At 39.4% G+C, this 18,386-nt stretch carries 15 protein-coding genes and 2 pseudogenes; 15 read left to right on the top strand and 2 right to left on the bottom strand.

The annotated features are described in order from the left end of the window. The first annotated feature begins 10 nt into the window (after positions 1–10). Both V7161_RS21140 and V7161_RS21135 read left to right on the top strand, forming a co-directional pair. A complete protein-coding gene (locus tag V7161_RS21140; RefSeq protein ID WP_335714850.1) occupies positions 11–748 on the top strand; it encodes an SDR family NAD(P)-dependent oxidoreductase in 738 nt (245 codons plus the stop codon). A 133-nt stretch (positions 749–881) separates the two neighbouring features. After that, positions 882–1,667 carry an SDR family oxidoreductase gene (locus V7161_RS21135; RefSeq protein WP_335714849.1) on the top strand — a complete coding sequence of 262 codons (786 nt, stop codon included), beginning with the start codon at positions 882–884 and terminating at the stop codon, positions 1,665–1,667. A 153-nt stretch (positions 1,668–1,820) separates the two neighbouring features. Here V7161_RS21135 and V7161_RS21130 read toward each other — a convergent pair. Further along, positions 1,821–2,220: pseudogene (locus V7161_RS21130) on the bottom strand ((deoxy)nucleoside triphosphate pyrophosphohydrolase). A 407-nt stretch (positions 2,221–2,627) separates the two neighbouring features. Between V7161_RS21130 and V7161_RS21125 the strand changes: the two are divergent. The 13 genes and pseudogenes from V7161_RS21125 (at position 2,628) to V7161_RS21065 (ending at position 17,524) form a co-directional block, all read left to right on the top strand. Continuing rightward, the gene (locus tag V7161_RS21125; RefSeq protein WP_335714848.1) at positions 2,628–3,785 is read left to right on the top strand and encodes a trans-sulfuration enzyme family protein; all 1,158 of its coding nucleotides are present in this window, start codon (positions 2,628–2,630) and stop codon (positions 3,783–3,785) included. Between the two features lie 131 nt (positions 3,786–3,916). Then, entirely contained in the window at positions 3,917–5,224 is a 1,308-nt protein-coding gene (locus V7161_RS21120; protein WP_335714847.1) for an aminotransferase class I/II-fold pyridoxal phosphate-dependent enzyme, read from the top strand. 237 nt (positions 5,225–5,461) lie between these two features. After that, on the top strand, positions 5,462–6,457 hold the full coding sequence (locus V7161_RS21115) for a D-cysteine desulfhydrase (protein WP_335714846.1): 996 nt from the start codon (positions 5,462–5,464) through the stop codon (positions 6,455–6,457). A 245-nt stretch (positions 6,458–6,702) separates the two neighbouring features. After that, positions 6,703–8,148 carry a sigma-54 interaction domain-containing protein gene (locus tag V7161_RS21110; protein ID WP_335714845.1) on the top strand — a complete coding sequence of 482 codons (1,446 nt, stop codon included), beginning with the start codon at positions 6,703–6,705 and terminating at the stop codon, positions 8,146–8,148. 359 nt (positions 8,149–8,507) lie between these two features. Beyond that, positions 8,508–9,329: an amino acid ABC transporter substrate-binding protein gene (locus V7161_RS21105; protein WP_335714844.1), complete on the top strand. Its 822-nt coding sequence runs from the start codon at positions 8,508–8,510 to the stop codon at positions 9,327–9,329. A 12-nt stretch (positions 9,330–9,341) separates the two neighbouring features. Beyond that, the gene (locus V7161_RS21100) at positions 9,342–10,025 is read left to right on the top strand and encodes an amino acid ABC transporter permease (RefSeq protein WP_335714843.1); all 684 of its coding nucleotides are present in this window, start codon (positions 9,342–9,344) and stop codon (positions 10,023–10,025) included. A 20-nt stretch (positions 10,026–10,045) separates the two neighbouring features. Further along, positions 10,046–10,789, top strand: a complete 744-nt coding sequence (locus tag V7161_RS21095; RefSeq protein WP_335714842.1) for an amino acid ABC transporter ATP-binding protein — start codon at positions 10,046–10,048, stop codon at positions 10,787–10,789. Positions 10,790–11,155: 366 nt separating this feature from the next. Next, a complete protein-coding gene (locus tag V7161_RS21090) occupies positions 11,156–12,355 on the top strand; it encodes an FAD/NAD(P)-binding oxidoreductase (RefSeq protein ID WP_335714841.1) in 1,200 nt (399 codons plus the stop codon). A gap of 27 nt (positions 12,356–12,382) precedes the next feature. Further along, complete coding sequence (locus V7161_RS21085; RefSeq protein WP_335714840.1) at positions 12,383–12,964, top strand: hypothetical protein; 582 nt, start codon at positions 12,383–12,385, stop codon at positions 12,962–12,964. A gap of 27 nt (positions 12,965–12,991) precedes the next feature. Further along, positions 12,992–14,437, top strand: a complete 1,446-nt coding sequence (locus V7161_RS21080) for an MBL fold metallo-hydrolase (protein ID WP_335714839.1) — start codon at positions 12,992–12,994, stop codon at positions 14,435–14,437. A 63-nt stretch (positions 14,438–14,500) separates the two neighbouring features. After that, positions 14,501–15,304: pseudogene (locus V7161_RS21075) on the top strand (sulfite exporter TauE/SafE family protein). 422 nt (positions 15,305–15,726) lie between these two features. Further along, complete coding sequence (locus V7161_RS21070) at positions 15,727–16,914, top strand: MalY/PatB family protein (RefSeq protein WP_335714838.1); 1,188 nt, start codon at positions 15,727–15,729, stop codon at positions 16,912–16,914. A 28-nt stretch (positions 16,915–16,942) separates the two neighbouring features. Continuing rightward, complete coding sequence (locus V7161_RS21065; RefSeq protein ID WP_335714837.1) at positions 16,943–17,524, top strand: cysteine dioxygenase family protein; 582 nt, start codon at positions 16,943–16,945, stop codon at positions 17,522–17,524. 217 nt (positions 17,525–17,741) lie between these two features. Here V7161_RS21065 and V7161_RS21060 read toward each other — a convergent pair. Next, on the bottom strand, positions 17,742–18,386 hold a 645-nt coding region (locus tag V7161_RS21060; RefSeq protein ID WP_335714836.1), incomplete at its 5' end, for a helix-turn-helix transcriptional regulator.

Raw genomic sequence — 18,386 nt, 5'->3', positions numbered from 1 at the left:
AGGATTTAGGATGGGAAAATTACAAGGCAAAGTAGCTGTGATTACAGGTGGAGCATCTGGTATTGGGGCAGCAACAGCACGTTTATTCGTTTCAGAAGGAGCCAAAGTGGTTCTTGTTGATTTAAATGAGGAAAAAGGGAAAGCATTTGAGGCAGAACTGAAAGCGCTTAATGCTGAGGCTCTTTTTATAAAAGCAAATATTACGAGTGAAGAAGAAGTCGCAAATATCTTTAAACAAACCGTTGAAACGTTCGGCAAAGTGGATGTAGTCTTCAACAATGCGGGGATTGGCCGTGTTCATCCTTCACATGAATTAGAGTATTCAGAATGGCGCAACACCGTAAATGTTGACTTAGATGGCGTTTTCTTAGTAGCACGTGAATCCATCCGTGAAATGCTAAAAACAGGTGGCGGTACGATTGTTAATACAGCATCTATGTACGGTTGGGTTGGATCACCAGGTTCAGCAGCCTATAACGCGGCAAAAGGCGGCGTGATTAACTTAACTCGTTCCCTTGCACTTGAATATGCAGAACAAAATATTCGTATTAACGCATTATGCCCTGGTTTTATTGATACACCAATTATTCCGGAAGAAAGCAAGCAGGCTTTGGCTGAAGTCACACCAATGAAACGTCTTGGTAAAGCGGAAGAAATGGCAAAAGCAGTATTATTCATGGCATCTGATGATTCTTCATTCATGACTGGAAATAGTTTGATTGTGGATGGCGGATATACAGCGCAATAATAAATCATGGGAATTAAGTAGGGAAGATGACATTTTACCGGTATATATCTTTAATGTGAGATATTTAAATTAAAAATAATTGAAAAAAATACGCTTTAGACTTTGAAACAAAAACAAAGGGAGGAAATTTCCAATGAGTAATCGTTTTGATGGAAAAGTGGTATTAATTACAGGTGCAGGTTCTGGTCTAGGACAAGCCTCAGCCTTACAAGTAGCAAAAGAAGGAGCGAAACTTTCACTTGTTGATTTAAACGCTGCTTCATTAGAAGAAACAAAAAGCAAAGTGTTAGAAGTTGCACCAAACACAGAAATGGTGCTGATCACTGCGAATGTGGCAGATGAACAAGCAGTTGAAAGCTATGTAAATGAAACGGTTGAGAAATTTGGGAAAATCGATGGTTTCTTCAACAATGCAGGGATTGAAGGAAAACAAAACCTAACAGAGGATTTTGGCATTGAGGAATTCCAAAAAGTAGTTAGTGTTAATTTAAATGGTGTGTTTTATGGAATGAAACACGTATTGAAAGTCATGAGAGAACAAGGTTTTGGCTCTATTGTTAATACTGCTTCTGTTGGTGGTATTCGCGGGGTTGGAAACCAATCTGGTTATGCAGCTAGTAAACACGGTGTGGTCGGATTAACAAGAAACTCTGGAATTGAATACGGTCAATATGGAATCAGCATCAAAGCCATTGCACCTGGAGCAATCATGACACCGATGGTCGAAGGTTCATTAAAACAAATTGATCCAGATAACTGGGAAGAGGTTGGAAAACAATTTGTTCAGCCAAACCCAATGAAACGTTTCGGTAAACCAGAAGAAGTGGGTTATTTGGTAGCATTCCTACTATCTGATCAAGCCAACTTCATCAACGCAACTGTTATTCCAATTGATGGTGGACAATCTTATAAATATTAAGAGGTGTGGAGAGAATTCTCCTGTTTCACCTAATCTAACCTGCAATTCCTATTTCACTGAGTAGATATATAAAACACAAAGAAGCACGGGAACCTTCCCGTGCTTCTTTTATATCTCGTGAATCTTGTTGAATCCAGTAAAGTTTTTTTTTCATTATTTTTCCTTGATTAATTGTTTAACGGCGGGAATATCCGCTGGTGCCCATTTAAGGCAATCCAAATTCTCTCTTTTCAACCATATTAATTTGGAATGCTCACTAGGGGTTGGAGTCCCTTCAACCACTCTACATTTAATCGAGATTAAATGAATGGCAAATAATTCGTATTCATGGGTATTTTCGTTAAAAACCTCTTTAAATGTCTCAATTTTACAGCCCAACTCTTCAGCGATTTCCCTCTTTAAGGCTGAGAAGATGTCCTCATTGGCTTCTACTTTCCCGCCTGGAAACTCCCACATATTAGGAAGCGACATTCTTGGGTGACCTAAGAGCACATAGAATTTCTTGTTGTTCGTTTTCGATAATCGCTGCAACTACTTTTACGAGTTTTTTCATGGAAACCTCCTAAAGGAAGATACTCTCCTTTAGTCATAATACCACTATTGGCAAATGATTCTCAAAATGAGTTTAGGTAAAAACTGTTTGAATATATAAATTTCGTTTCAATGGAACAGTGACTTGTCTGCAAAATGAAATACTAAGAAGTTAGAAGGGGAGCTAAATTCTTTCAAATTTTAGAAAAATATTATCAATATTGCTAAAGTGGTAAGTTGATAATTCCTATGTTTTGAAGTGCCCCTTGGCAAAAATGAAAATATATAAAGAATTATAATATTAAAAGTGTTGATTTTATAAGGTTTACAGAATTGGCATAACTTTTGCATATAAATTTGTATACAACTAAAAGGAAGAAATAAAAACGGTAGCATTTCAGATTACTAAAATTAGGAGGCGTAATAATAATGAACTATTCATCAAAACTAGTAAAAGTAAATAAAGATCCAGGGCATGGCTCACACATCTCCCCTGTTTATATGACTTCAACATTTGTTTTTGATAATGCAGAAGTAGGAGCACAACGCTTCGCAGGAGAAGATCCAGGATTTATGTATTCACGCCTGGGAAATCCAAATGTAAGAGAACTGGAAGAGAAGTTAGCGGCATTGGAATTTGGTGAAGGTTGTCTTGCTTTCTCATCTGGAATGGCTGCCATAACTGGTTGTCTTTTGGGTGTTTTGCAGGCCGGAGATCACGTTGTTGCACACACAGCATTGTATGGAGCAACGCACGCATTTCTAACTCAAACGGTAAAGAAATTTGGAATTGATGTAACATTTGTACCGTTTAAGACAGGGGAAGAGCTTGAACCACACATTACAGATAGAACAAAAGTGGTCTACTTTGAAACCCCCTCCAATCCTACGCTTTCCTTAGTGGATATGAAGAGTGTAGCGGCGATCGCTAAGCAAAAGGATATCTTGACTGTTGTTGATAATACGTTTTTGTCCCCATATTTACAAAATCCTTTGCTATGCGGCATTGATATTGTCATCCACAGTGCAACAAAATATTTGTCGGGTCATGGATATCTTATTGGAGGACTCGTGATTTCAAGCAAGGAAATTATTGATCCGATGAGAAAAGAAGTGCAGAAGACTATGGGAGCAAATTTGGCCCCTATGGATGCCTGGCTTCTCTGTCAAGGGATACGTACATTGCATATTCGCTTGGATCGTTCTCAAGAAAATGCCCAAATTTTGGCTGAGCGCTTGGAAAAACATAATGCTATAGAGAAGGTTTATTTTCCAGGACTAGCAAGTTTTGAAGATAAAAATATCATGGAAAAACAAATGAAAGGTCCTGGAGCAATGATTTCTTTTGTCTTGAAGGGGGGATACGAAACAGGCGTTAAACTTATGAATTCAGTGAAACTGAGTACTTTAGCAGTTTCCCTAGGGGATGTAGGTACATTAATTCAACATCCAGCTTCGATGACACATGCGATAATCCCTAAAGAAGAAAGAGAAAAAGCAGGTCTCTATGATGGACTCGTTCGTTTTTCGGTTGGAATTGAAGATGTAGAAGATATATGGAAGGACCTCGAAATGGCATTAGAATAACGGTGCGGCATCTGGGGTACCGGTTGGGCGAGGGTAATCAAGCCGGGGATAGGATTAAACCGGGAGATTTATTAAGCATTTAGGTTAAATATGATCTGGAAAAATCCAACTAGAAAAAGAGGGTGTATAAAATGCTAAACCCATTGGCTTTAGAATTAAATCAGGTTATTGAAGAACGGAATAAACCCGTATATGAGATGTTTTCATTGTTAGGAAAATCCTTGTATTTCCCAAAAGGAATTGTCAGCCAAGCAGGAGAAGCAAGGGGGAAAGCGGACATTTACAATGCAACAATCGGGATGGCTACAGAGGGTGGACACCCCATTTATTTAGATGTGATTCATAAAAACCTCTCCGCCTATGATCCGAAAGATCTGTATCCCTATGCACCGCCTGCAGGGAAACCGGAGCTGCGTGAGGTTTGGGGGAAAAAGCTTCTAAAGGATAATCCTTCACTTGAAGGAAAGGAATTCGGCATCCCGATTGTGACGAGCGGGCTGACCCATGGCTTGAGTATTGTATCCGACCTTTTTGTGGAAAAAGGAGATTCGATTATCTTGCCGGATAAATATTGGGATAATTATCAGATTCTCTTCAACGTCCGCCATGGCAGCGAGACCGTGACTTATCCTTTATTTACGAAGGCTAACGAATTTAATGTAGAAGGGTTGCTGGAGGCCCTTTTATCCTGCAAAAATGGTAAAGCGATTCTTGTACTTAATTTTCCGCATAATCCTACCGGATATACTCCAACGGAGAAAGAGGCAGAAGGAATTCTTGAAGCCATTAAGCAGGCAGCGGATCTTGGGGTTAATATTGTTGCTGTTATGGATGATGCTTATTTTGGATTATATTACGAAGATTCAATCAAGGAATCTATATTTGCTCGTTTAGTAGAATTACACCCGCGTGTCCTCCCGATTAAAATTGATGGGGCAACGAAAGAAGAGTATGCTTGGGGTTTTCGTGTTGGGTTTCTCACATTTGGAATTCAAGATCCTTTGGTTTTAGAAGCGTTGGAGAAAAAGGCGATGGGTTCTATTCGAAGTACGATTTCATGCAGTCCGCACCTTTCCCAAACAATCATTTTGGATGCCTTATTAAATCCCGAATTCGAAATGCAGCGCAACGAGAGAAATACAGCAATGGAAGATAGGGCCAAACGTGTCAAAGAAATTTTAGCAGACGGGAAATTTGCGGATGAATTTGAGCCCTATCCCTTCAACTCAGGATATTTCGTATGCCTTCGCATCAAGCATTCCGATGCTGAAACACTAAGGGTCCATTTGCTCAATCAGTATGGAGTAGGAACGATCTCCCTTGCAAAGACGGACCTTCGGATTGCCTTTTCTTGTGTTGAATTAAACGATCTAGATCGCCTTTTTGAAATGATCTATCAGTCTTGTAAAGAATTAAATCCAGTTTCTATAAAGCTGTGAGCTTTCAGAAATTATCTATCACTGGGTGGACCATGAATCACAGGAAACCATATGAAGGAAGAAGAATTTATCACAATTTTAAAAGTGGAATGGTAAACTCTGTCGCTTCTTTATGTAAAGTTCATTAAGAATATTTTATAATTATAGTGTTCTACTATTCCAGTTTCAAGGAGTAGGAGTTTATGCAGGCTCTATTGGTAACTAATATTAAACAAAGGATAGTGGGGGCGATTTCATATGAATTTATCACAATTTCCTAGAAAGCGATATACACCAACCTATACACCCATTGAAAAATTACAACATTTATCTGAGGTTCTTGGGGGTCCTTCCATCTATATGAAACGGGATGATTTACTTGGGCTGACGGCTGGTGGAAATAAAACAAGAAAGCTAGAGTTCCTTGTTGCAGATGCAGTAGAAAAGAGTGCGGATACGTTAATTACCTGTGGAGGTATTCAATCCAATCATTGTCGTTTAACGCTAGCTGCTGCTGTTAAAGAGAATATGAAGTGCATTCTTGTATTGGAAGAGGGGCTTTTAACCGATTCTGAGCCAGATTTTAATGGGAATTATTTCTTGTATCATTTGCTGGGTGCTGAAAAAGTCAAGGTTGTGCCGAATGGGACAGACTTGATGAAAGAAATGCAACAAGTAGCGAAAGAGGTAACAGAAGAAGGACATATACCTTATATCATTCCGGTTGGGGGATCGAATCCTATTGGGGCAACAGGATATGCTGCGTGCGCTCAGGAGATTTTGGCACAGTCCTTCGATAAAGGTGTCTCGGTCAATGCCGTCGTTTGTGTAAGCGGCAGCGGCGGAATGCATGCAGGTTTGGTGACGGGCTTTTATGGAAATCAAAGTAATATACCCGTAATTGGAATCAATGTAAGCAGAGGTAAAGCGGAACAAGAAGAGAAAGTCTTTCAGCTTGTTAAAGAAACATCAGCACATATTGGCATCCCAAGTACAATCCCTCGTGAGGCGGTTACGTGTTATGATGAGTATGTCGGACCAGGCTATGCTATACCTACGCCGGAAATGGTCGAGGCCGTCAAGCTCATCGCAAGAACAGAAGGGATTTTGCTGGATCCAGTCTATACTGGTAAAGCGGCAGCGGGACTCATTGACTTAATCCAAAAAGGCTTCTTTAAGAGGGAAGATAACATTCTATTTGTGCACTCTGGAGGATCCACAGCGTTATATGCCAACACTTCGCTCTTTCAGTAAAGTTTTTGTTACTCAAACGTCTGAAAATTTTATCAACTTTCGGAAAAAATTTTCATTATTGAGAAATCTAGTATAATCATTTATATAAGTGTATAACAGAAAAAAAGAAAAAATGGCAAAACAATGGGTGTTTTGCTTTTTTTCGTACATAGTTTTATGGAATTTAAAGTTGGCTTGAAAATTGCATAGAGATATAGGACAGTGAAAAATTTAAAAAGCATGTGAGTTCGTAGGAGGGGGAAACAGTGAGGGGGATCACTCAAAATCAGGAATTTATTCAACTATTTTCAGAGAACCTTACAGCCGTACTTGGCTTTGATATCACTATCCTTGATCGAAGCGGAAATCGGGTTAGTGGAACAGGAAGTTATCAACATCAAATTGGCAAACCCGCACCTGATGGCTCCTTGTTACGGGCTGTAATGAAGACTGGCAGACCCGATATGACCTATGATGTCATTAAAAATGAATCCCATTGTATGGGCTGTAAATTTTTTAAGGAATGTAAAGAGACAGCAACCATTGGTTATCCAATCGTTAAGGGAAGTGAAACATTAGGAGTCATCGGGCTCATGGGCTTTTCTACAGAACAAAAAGAAAAGATGATCGAAAATGCTGATTCACTCAAGGAATTTCTCCAACATCTGAGTCTGGTAGTGGAATCTAAGTTAATCTCGCAGAATGAAAGATTCCAAGCACAATGCCATTACTACGAAGATACATTAAATTCGAATAAAGTCATTACCTTTGATAGCTTCATCAGCAAAAATGAGGATATGAAAGATGTGATCCGTAAGGCCAAGCGTATCGTAAATAGCATGGCAAATATTTTAATTAGAGGCGCAACGGGAACGGGAAAAGAGGTAATGGCAAAGGCCATTCATTATGAAGGGAATCGGAAAAACCACCCCTTTGTTGCGGTTAATTGTGCTGCTATACCGGAGAATCTACTGGAAAGTGAATTGTTTGGCTATGCGGGCGGGGCTTTTACCGGGGCAACCCGGGAGGGAAAAGCAGGGAAGTTTGAGCTGGCGAATAATGGAACTATCTTTCTTGATGAAATAGGGGATCTCCCTCTTTCCCTGCAGCCTAAACTTCTTAGGGTATTACAGGAAAAAGAGATTGAAAGAGTGGGAGGAAACAAATCACTGCCTGTAAATGTTCGTGTGATAACAGCAACACATCGCAATTTAGAAGAAATGGTTCAAAACGGTACATTCCGTGAGGATTTATATTATCGAATCAATGTGATCCCGCTGCATACAAAGTTATTGAAGGAGAGGAGGGACGACATTCCCTTCTTTCTCCAGTACTTCATTTGTAAGTATTGTTCGAACTTAAGTCGTCCGTACTTAACTATGGATCCACAATTAGAACAATGGCTAATCCAATATGAATGGCCTGGGAATATTAGACAGTTGGAAAATGTTGTGGAGTATATGGTGAATCTGGCAGAATCGGATGTACTTGGCTTTCATGATCTTCCGGATTATTTGTTCCAATTTCAAGCACCTATTCATACCGGAGGGTTAAGTTTAGATGAGATGGTGGCCGAATATGAAAAATCCATTATCCAAAGTTTCTTCTTAGGTGGTCAAGATCGAAAAGATAAGGAAAAAGTAGCAGAAGAATTGAAAATTAGTTTATCTACACTTTATCGTAAGCTAGAACGATACAATCTAAAAGTTTGATCACTTTACCTAAGATTGCAAATTTTATTTGCAATCTTTTTTTTTCTCCGTGGGGGATATTTTGAATATTTGGAAATATTTTTTTCGAATTTGGGAACCGAAAAACAGTACGGAGCGGTAGGATATCACTCTATTCGTCGCGGAAATGGGAATTTCTCAACTAGTTCGATAGTAGGAATGTTGAATTAACAAGGATTTTATTTTGGCACAACTCTTGCATAATATGATAACGAAAAGGAGGAGGTGAAGTTCATTTGAAAAATATAGACAAAATTAACGGAATATTTAAAAAATACTGAATAGCGAAACTAGAAATCTGCAAATCATCCATTTTTTAAAATTATAGGGGGGAATTATTTATGAAAAAGAGTTTCATCATCATCGCCTTTTCACTACTCGTAGCACTGCTATTATCTGCATGCGGAAAGCCCGAAAATCAGGCAGCAAGTCAACCAGGCAAACAGGCAGATGAGGGCAAGGATTTGCTAGAGCAAATTAAATCGAATGGGACCATTAAAATTGGAACAGAAGGAACTTTTGCACCTTTTAGTTACCATGATTCTTCAGGGAAGTTAACCGGTTTTGATATTGAAATTGCGGAAGAAGTAGCAAAAAGAGTTGGTGTGAAACCAGAATTCATTGAAACCCAATGGGACGGTATGTTCGCAGGACTCGATTCAAAGCGGTTCGATATTATTGCTAATAATGTAGGAATTACTCCTGACCGCCAGAAGAAATACGATTTTTCAGAGCCGTATATTATGTCAAAACCATTCTTAATTGTTCACAAGGACAATAATACGATTAAATCATTTGAAGATTTGAAAGGAAAAAAATCGGCTCAGACATTAACTAGTAACTATAAAGATATAGCAGCATCTTATGGTGCTGAGATCGTTGGAGTAGAAGGTTTTAATCAATCCATTGATTTATTACTTTCAAAACGTGCGGATGCGGTTGTAAATGACGGATTATCCTACCTTGATTTCAAAAAGCAAAAGCCTGATGCACCAGTTAAATCCATCGCAGAACTTGATGAACCGGCAAAAATGGGAGTCATGATGAGAAAAGGGAATAAAGAATTGGTAGAGGCCGTAAATAAAGCGCTTTCTGATATGATGAAGGATGGTAAATATTTAAGTATTTCAGAAAAATACTTTGGAAAAGATGTTTCAAAATAGGGAGGGTTCTAAATGTTTGCTGACGAAAGAATGGACCGAATTGTTGACATCATTGTAAATTCCTTTTTCCCGATGTTAAAAGCTGGGGTTGCGTTTACGGTTCCCTTGACATTAGTATCCTTTTTTCTGGGACTCCTCCTTGCTTTACTTACAGCATTAGCTCGAATCTCGGGAATTAAACTTCTGGACGCTATTGCAAGATTTTATGTATGGGTGGTTAGAGGAACACCGCTGCTTGTTCAGTTGTTTATCATTTTCTATGGCCTTCCGAGTATAGGCATCACGATTAGCCCCCTTCCTGCTGCGATTATCGGTTTTACGATTAGTGTTGGTGCCTACAACTCAGAGATTATTCGTGCGGCTATACTCTCCATTTCCAAAGGTCAATGGGAGGCGGCTTATTCTATTGGGATGAGCTATCCGCAGGCATTAAAAAGAATTATTCTCCCTCAGGCAACAAGGGTATCTGTCCCGCCTTTGGCAAATAGTTTTATTAGCTTGGTAAAGGATACATCGTTGGCCGCTACCATTACGGTGACTGAAATGTTTAGAGTTGCTCAGCAAATTACCGCAACAACCTATGAACCATTGATACTCTATTGTCTAGCAGGATTTATTTATTTGATTTTCAGTACCGTTCTTTCGAATGCACAAGGACAGATGGAAAAACGACTCGATCGTTATGTGACGGGGTAATTTGATAGGGGGAAATATACATGATTGAAATAAAGAACCTGCATAAACAATTTGGACAAACAGAGGTTTTAAAGGGAATCGATCTAAAAATTGAGGAAGGCAATACAGTTTGTATTATTGGGCCATCGGGTTCAGGGAAAACAACCTTGTTACGTTGCTTGAATTTATTGGAAACGCCTACAAAAGGAACTATTAAGCTTGGAAAGTTTTCTTTGGATTTTCAGGATAAAAAATCAGTTCCAAAAGATAAGGTGATTAAGTTCCGTCAACAAACGGGGATGGTTTTCCAAGGTTACAATTTGTTCCCTCATATGACTGCGCTTGAAAATGTTATGGAAGGTCTTGTTTACGTTCGTAAACAAGACAAGGAAGCCTCTCGTACGAAGGCTCTTCAATTGCTCGAAAAGGTAGGATTATCGGATCGGGCAAACCACTATCCATCCCAGCTATCCGGTGGACAACAACAACGTGTAGGAATTGCACGGGCGATGGCAATGGAACCTGAAGTTCTCCTTTTTGATGAACCTACTTCCGCGTTAGATCCTGAGTTAGTTGGTGAGGTTCTAAAGGTCATGAAAGAACTTGCTAAAGAAGGAATGACCATGGTTGTAGTGACACATGAAATGAATTTTGCGCGTGAAGCAGCGGATAAAGTCGTATTTATTGATAAAGGTGTAATCGTTGAAGAAGGAACACCTCAACAAATTTTTGAACATACAGGGCATGAACGGACATTACAATTTTTAAATAAACTTTGTTCATAGGTAAGGGCCGGTACCCCTATGCTGGGCAAGAATGGAAAACTTGTTACTCGGCACTTTTCCGCAAGTTAGAACGAGAATCTTATAACTTTACCCTAGGATTGCAAACTTCAATTGCAATCTTTTTTTGATAATTAAGAAAATATTTTCAAACTTGGGAATCGAAAAACAGTGCGGAACGGCAGATTTACACTATATTCATATCGGAAATGATAAATTCCCATCTTATTCGGAAGTAGTAAGGTTGAATTAACAATGAATTTATTTTGGCACAATACTTGCATTAATAAAATCGAAAAGGGAGGTAGAGGAAATTAAAAAAATGTAGCTTGAATCTGCGTAAACGTAGATGGCTAGAGGAGGGTTTATATGAATGATTTAACAGACTACAAAGTGATTATTGTTGGCGGCGGAAGTGCCGGTATTACAGTGGCAGCACGTCTATTAAAAGAATCACGGGCTCTTTATGGAAAAATTGCCATTATTGACCCTGCTGAAAAACATTATTTCCAGCCACTATGGACTTTGGTTGGTGGCGGGGTTGTTGATAAAAAGGTAACAGAGAGAGAACAGTCCACTTTAATTCCAGATGGTATTGCATGGATTAAAGAAGCGGTTGAAGCGTTTTTTCCAGATGAACAGTCAGTTGTAACAGCTTCGGGCAACAAACTGAGTTATGACTTTTTAGTGGTGGCAGCAGGTATTCAAATTGACTGGCACAAGGTGAAAGGTTTAAAAGAGAGCATTGGCAAGAATGGCGTTTGCAGTAATTATTCTTTCGATTATGTCGAAAGTACTTGGGAAAATATCCGCAATTTCAGCGGCGGGAATGCCCTCTTTACAAATCCGAATACACCGGTTAAATGTGGTGGTGCGCCACAAAAAATCATGTATCTGGCGGATGATTACTTTCGAAAATCAGGGGTTCGCTCGAATTCCACGATCCACTTTTTCTCGGGAGCGGGGAGTATTTTTGGAGTCAAAAAATATGCGGATACATTGAACAGAGTAATTGAAAGAAAAGGAATTGAAACGCATTATCTGCACAATTTAGTGGAAATAAATGCACCGCAAAAAAAGGCCTTTTTTAAAAACCTTTCGACGGATGAGTTGGTAATAATTTCCTACGATATGATTCATGTCGTCCCGCCGATGAGTTCGCCTGATTTCATTAAGAAAAGTCCATTAGCTGCAGATACTGGCTGGGTGGATGTAGATCTATATACATTGCGCCATAAAAAATATGGAAATGTCTTTGGAATAGGCGACTGTACCAATTTACCAACATCAAAAACTGGTGCCGCTATTCGCAAACAAGCTCCGGTTCTTGTTCAGAACTTGTTATGTTTAATGAACCAAAAGACAGGTATGCAAAAGTACAACGGTTATACTTCGTGCCCGCTCGTAACGGGATATGGAAGCTTAGTTTTGGCAGAGTTTGATTATGACTCTAAACCGGATGAGAGCTTTCCTTTTGATCAAGCAAAGGAAAGATACAGTATGTATCTATTAAAGAAGCAGGTACTCCCCATTGTATATTGGAACGGAATGCTAAAGGGCCTGCTATAAAAAAATGTGTAAATGAGGAGGAAGATTATGCAGAAAACAACCATTGATCACTTATCTAATCTCCAACCATTAGTTTCATTATTGAGTCAGAAGGAAACACAAAATAGTTTAATCCAGACACTGGAAAAACTGCCCGAACTTGTTGACCAGTATTCTGCCCTAGAACGGAACATCGCTTTTATAAAATCCGTTCTAAATGATAAAGAATCGACGGAATATTTATTGGGGGGATTAGAAGATGAAATCGGTAAATACATTCCCACTAAAGATTCATTGGAAGCATTAATGGCACTGGTCCATAATCTTCCGAAATATACTAAATACTTATCAATGGTAGAACCAATTATGGAATTTCTATTATCGACTACCCGTGATCAAGAGTCCGTTGATTATTTATATAAAGGGGCACAAGAAATCGCAGGTCCGATCCAGCAAAAGGTTGAAAATGGTTGGGATTTGATTCAACGGGCAAAAAAAGAAGCGGACAATGACCATTCACCTGTGACCTTCTTTACCGTATTCAAATTAATCAAAGAGCCTGCCGTTCAACGGAGTATTCATTTTGTTAAAGCACTTTTAACCCTTGCTTCTGAACCTAAATTAAAATAATCGACTTCTAAAGGAGTGTTCAATCTCATGTTAATTAAATATTTTTATAATGAGAAATTGGCTCATGCCTCTTATTTGGTCGGGTGTCAAGCTAAGGGAGAAGCCATTGTGATTGACCCTTCCCGCGACGTCCATTCTTACTTGAATGCAGCACAGGCCAATGGATTATCGATTACAGGTGTAACGGAGACACATATTCACGCCGATTATATTTCTGGTTCAAAGGAGCTGGCTTTCAAAACAGGGGCCAAACTTTATTTGTCAGATGAGGGGGATGCCGATTGGAAGTATCAGTTTTTCGATCAGTACCATTCCCAATTGCTCAAAGACGGGGATAGCTTTTCAATCGGGAATTTAACCTTTGAAGTTCTTCATACTCCAGGGCATACACCGGAACATCTTTCCTTTTTATTGACAGACGGCGGCGCAGCAGTCCAAGCTCCTATGGGCCTCTTTACAGGTGACTTTGTTTTTGTCGGAGATGTGGGTCGTCCTGACTTACTGGAGAAAGCTGCCGGGGTAAATGGTTCGGCCTATTCGTTGGCAAAAAAAATGTTTAAATCCTTGCAGCGATTTAAACAGCTGCCAGACTATTTACAAGTATGGCCGGCGCACGGAGCAGGGAGTGCATGCGGGAAATCACTGGGGGCAGTGCCTTCGACTACGGTTGGATATGAAAAGCTAGCCAACTGGGCGTTGCAATATGATGAGGAAGATCTATTTATCGCAGCATTACTTTTCGGGCAGCCTGAGGCGCCAAAATATTTTGGAATCATGAAACGACTAAATAAACAAGGGACGACCCTAATCGAAAACCTTGAGCCTGTCCTTCATGCACAACCTTCGTTAACCGTCGTTCAGGAATGGACCCAAAACGGTATTGTGGTGGATACCAGACCGGCGAAGCAATTTGCGGAAAAACATATTACGGGAACCATCAACCTACCCTACAACCAATCCTTTGTGACTTGGGCCGGATGGCTGCTTGAATATGATCAGTCGATCTATTTATTGGTAAGTGGGGAAGATGAAGCGAAAACGCTGAATGCATTACGATCGATTGGACTTGATCAGGTTAAAGCTGCAATGGATAGCACGTTCATTGAACAGCTCGAATTGAACGAAATGGATGTCGAGGATTATAGAGCAGTTGAACCGGAAGAGATTATGGATAGGCTTGATGAGTATTATGTTCTTGATGTTCGTCGGAACAGTGAATGGAAGACAGGGCATATTCCTCAGGCTCACCATATCATGCTTGGACATCTAAAAGACAGAATGCACGAGATTCCTAGAGAAAAACCACTTCTTGTCAATTGTAAATCAGGTGCGAGATCGGCCATTGCCGTTAGTCTATTGAAAGCAAATGGATTTGACCAAGTCCTTAATTTAACAGGCGGGTTTGATCAATGGGTAAAAGAGAATAATAAAGCATTAAATTCCACTGAGCTTACTGCTAAAGGGAAAAGATGATAAGCAGGAACAAATATTGCGATATTAACTAGCACATCGTGAAATGTAAAAAGGAGTTATCGAATGACGATTCTTCAATGGATTCTCACAGTTGCTTCAGGCGGAATTATTGGCTTTACTTTAGGACTTATTGGTGGTGGCGGTTCCATTTTAGCGGTTCCTCTTTTGCTTTATGTGGTCGGGGTGAAAGACCCCCATATTGTGATCGGCAGTACTGCACTAGCTGTTTCCATTAATGCCTTCCTGAATCTTATACCTCATTCACGCTCAGGCCATGTTAATTGGAGACCGGCAATCGTATTTGCTATACCAGGTGTAGTTGGAGCCTTCTTTGGTTCTTATCTTGGCAAGCTTTTACCGAGCAAGCAATTGCTGTTTCTTTTTGCCTTACTTATGATTTTTATGGCCATTAAAATGATCCTACCCAAAAAGACTGTAAAACAGGTAGCAAATACAGAAACAGAAGGTATGAGTTAAATGGATAAATTTAATGGAAAAAAGTTAACCCTATTCGGAGTTATGACAGGATTAGCCTCTGGATTTTTTGGCATTGGCGGTGGATTTTTGGTTGTTCCCTCCTTACTAGTTGCCACAAATATGGCCATCGTTGAAGCAATAGGTACATCTTTGTTTTCTGTAGGAACTTTTGGGCTCACAACGGCACTAAATTACAGCCTTTCTGGATTGGTTAATTGGTTCGTAGTTCTGGCACTTGTATGCGGCGGATTTATAGGGGGCATTTTTGGTACGTTCGTTGCAAAGCGTTTAAGCAAACAACGACAAACCCTTAACTATATATTCTCTGCTGTTGTCATCACCGTAGCCATCTATATGATTATAAAAAATGCAGACGCTTTGAATTTATGAATCTGTATTTTAGACAGGAAGGAATAGTTACCATTTTGAAGGTAATTCTATAAAATTGGAGATACTTATATGGGTAAACCGGGACTTAAATTGAGATTTAAAAAATCAAAGGTTATTCCTCTTACGGAATGTGACTTTAATAATCGCGAGTAAGATGATTCCTGCAATCGTTCAATTATGTATTCATCCTTCCTTTACTTTTATGTACATGGAAGGATTTTTTTTCGGATGTGAGATGAATTTTTTCACATTTGCTAAGACTCCAGCAAAAGCAATGGGTTATTCCAATGAATGAAAATGATCAAACAGTTTTGTATCAACTAAAACAACACCATTCCATGGTGATTAAGGGCAATTTTTATTTTGGTATGATTTTTGCAATATAGTTTGGTGTAGTAGTTAACTAGATAGGGGGATGCGAAATGAATTACAACTTCAATCAGGAAATTAACCGGATGAAAACAGCTTGTGAAAAGTGGGATGACCTTGAGACCCGCTTTGGTGTGAATAATGTCCTGCCTATGTGGGTGGCCGATATGGACTTTAAGGCGCCGCCTGCTGTGATTGAAGCCTTAAAGGAAAGGGTAGAACACGGGATCTATGGTTACACCTATCGCCCGGAATCGTATTTTGAAGCGATTGTTGATTGGGTGTCCCGAAGGCATCAATGGTCAATTAAAAAGGAATGGGTCACCCATAGCCCAGGCGTTATTCCGGCTTTGGCCTCTCTCCTGCGTTCATTAACCCAGCCGGGTGATAAGATCATGGTTCAATCCCCAGTTTACCACCACTTTTTCCGAGTGATTGAATCACAAGGACGTACGGTTGTGAACAACCCCCTTTCCTTTAAGGATGGACGATACACGATGGATTTTGCAGATTTAGAGGCTCAGATTGATTCTTCCGTTAAAATGTTAATCCTTTGCAGCCCGCATAATCCGGTGGGAAGGGTCTGGACACGAGAAGAGCTCACACGTCTTGGGGAAATTTGTCTTAAAAATAATATTTTGATTGTTTCGGACGAAATTCATTTTGATCTCGTCTACAACGAATATAAACACATACCAACCGCCTCTATTTCAGAAGCTCTGGCTAAACAAACCATCACTTGTTTTTCTCCAAGTAAGACTTTCAATATTTGGGGAGTACAAACATCTGTTGTTATTATTCCAAATCGTGATTTGAGAGACCGCTATAATCGTGAAATCAACAGTATAGCGATTGGCGGGGCAACCCCGTTTGGTATAACAGCTTTGGAAAGTGCCTATCGATTCGGGGAAGAATGGCTGGATCAGCTTATTGATTATTTAAAAGGAAATGTTGATTTTGTTCAATCGTATTTGAAAAATCATATCCCTCAAATCAAACTTGTCGAACCGGAGGGGACTTACCTGCTATGGCTGGATTTCCGGGAACTTGGATTTAGTATGGAAGAATTAGATCAGTTTATGCTGCAAAAAGCAAGATTGGCCTTGAATGAAGGTCACATTTTTGGTCTAGGGGGAGAAGGATTTATGAGAATGAATATCGCATGCCCCCGCTCTACTATGGAAAAAGCTCTACTCCAGTTAGAACAAGCAGTCAAGCAACTTTCCCCTACAGGAAAGTAAAACATCAGAATATTGAGGAGGAATTAGGATGGATCACACTAATGAATATAATTTCAAAGATTTTGTTCAGGATATGACCGATATGGTTGAACGGAGTCAGAATGATAAGGAATGTGTTGTGGAAGCGGAAAGGTTGGTTGGTAAATTAATTCAATCCCAATCATGGCTTCCTGCTGAGAAGAGAAGGCTAAGTGAGGAGGGGTACTCGCGGCATCTGTTGTATTTTGACCCAGAGAATCGTTTCGAAGTGATCGCGCTAGTCTGGAAGCCTGGCCAGAAGACCACTCTTCATGATCACGATGATACATGGGGAGCAGAAGGAGTTGTCGCGGGTAAGGTTAAAGTGACTAATTATATACGATTAGATGAATTATCTGGGGGCAATATTGTTAAGTTACAGCATATTGATACCATCATTATAAAAGAGCAAAATACAGGAAAGCTACTGCCTCCAGCAGACTGTCATATCTTGGAGGGGGTAGGTACTAAACCAGCTATCACGATACATGTATATGGGAAGCAATTGAGAAAATTTCGGGTATTCACCCCTTTAGACGAAGAAGGGCTATATCTTGCAGAAGAAAAGCAGGTTGAATACTCCCCTGCTTAGAATCCATTAAATAGTGAAAGTATGGTCCGGTCTGTCCCTTAGACGTTCCGGATTCATGAATATAGAGGTCAAGATATCACAAATAGCATTCGAATTATACAAGAAAACGACAGTGATTTCGCTGTCGTTTCACATTCATTTTAGTTTGAACTGACAAAGTACCAATTTTTGTCCATCTTATCAATTTCTTTGAAGTACCTATAATCATTTACCTTATTTACTTTTTATCCTTATCAATCATTTTTAAGTATCTGTATACACTAGGTTCAGATATATTCAATAACTCAGCGACTTCGGATACGGCACCTTTTAACTGGAATATTCCTTTCTTGTATAACTGTTTTATGATCTCTATTTTTTGCTCCGGCTTTAGAGCAATGTTCGGATTTAAAAGAGATGGATCGACGATTGAGTGAACAACCTCTTTAATAGAGTCTGAAAAATATTCGATAATTTCATGATCATGGAGTTCTTCTATTTCTTCTTTATTAGAAATAGCCGTTTCATCTACTATTGGGCTAATCATGTTTAGTTGAGTTTGAACTAAATCTAGAATATCATTGGTAATTTTCTTATGTTTACTAGAATCAAAATTGATACAAAGTATTCCAATTAATTCATTATTTTCATCTTTGATAAAATAAGTAGAACCTCGAATTTCTGCACCTAATTTTGTAAATCCTTTATAGTTTGTTACATAGTCCTTATCTAGATATGTTTTGTCTTTCATCATTTTAAGTGCAAGTCCTGTTAATGGCGCATTGACTGTTCGGCCGCTTATATGATTATTAGCGATGGCTCCAACATAAGAATTGCCTTTCTCAATAATGTGTAAAATCACTTCATAGTTTTCTCCAAGGAC

The organism is Neobacillus drentensis (assembly GCF_036965425.1).
Taxonomy (GTDB): Bacteria; Bacillota; Bacilli; order Bacillales; family Cytobacillaceae; genus Neobacillus; species Neobacillus drentensis_F.
The sequence above is the reverse complement of the archived record's forward strand: the minus strand, read 5'-3'. Positions and strand labels throughout refer to the sequence as shown.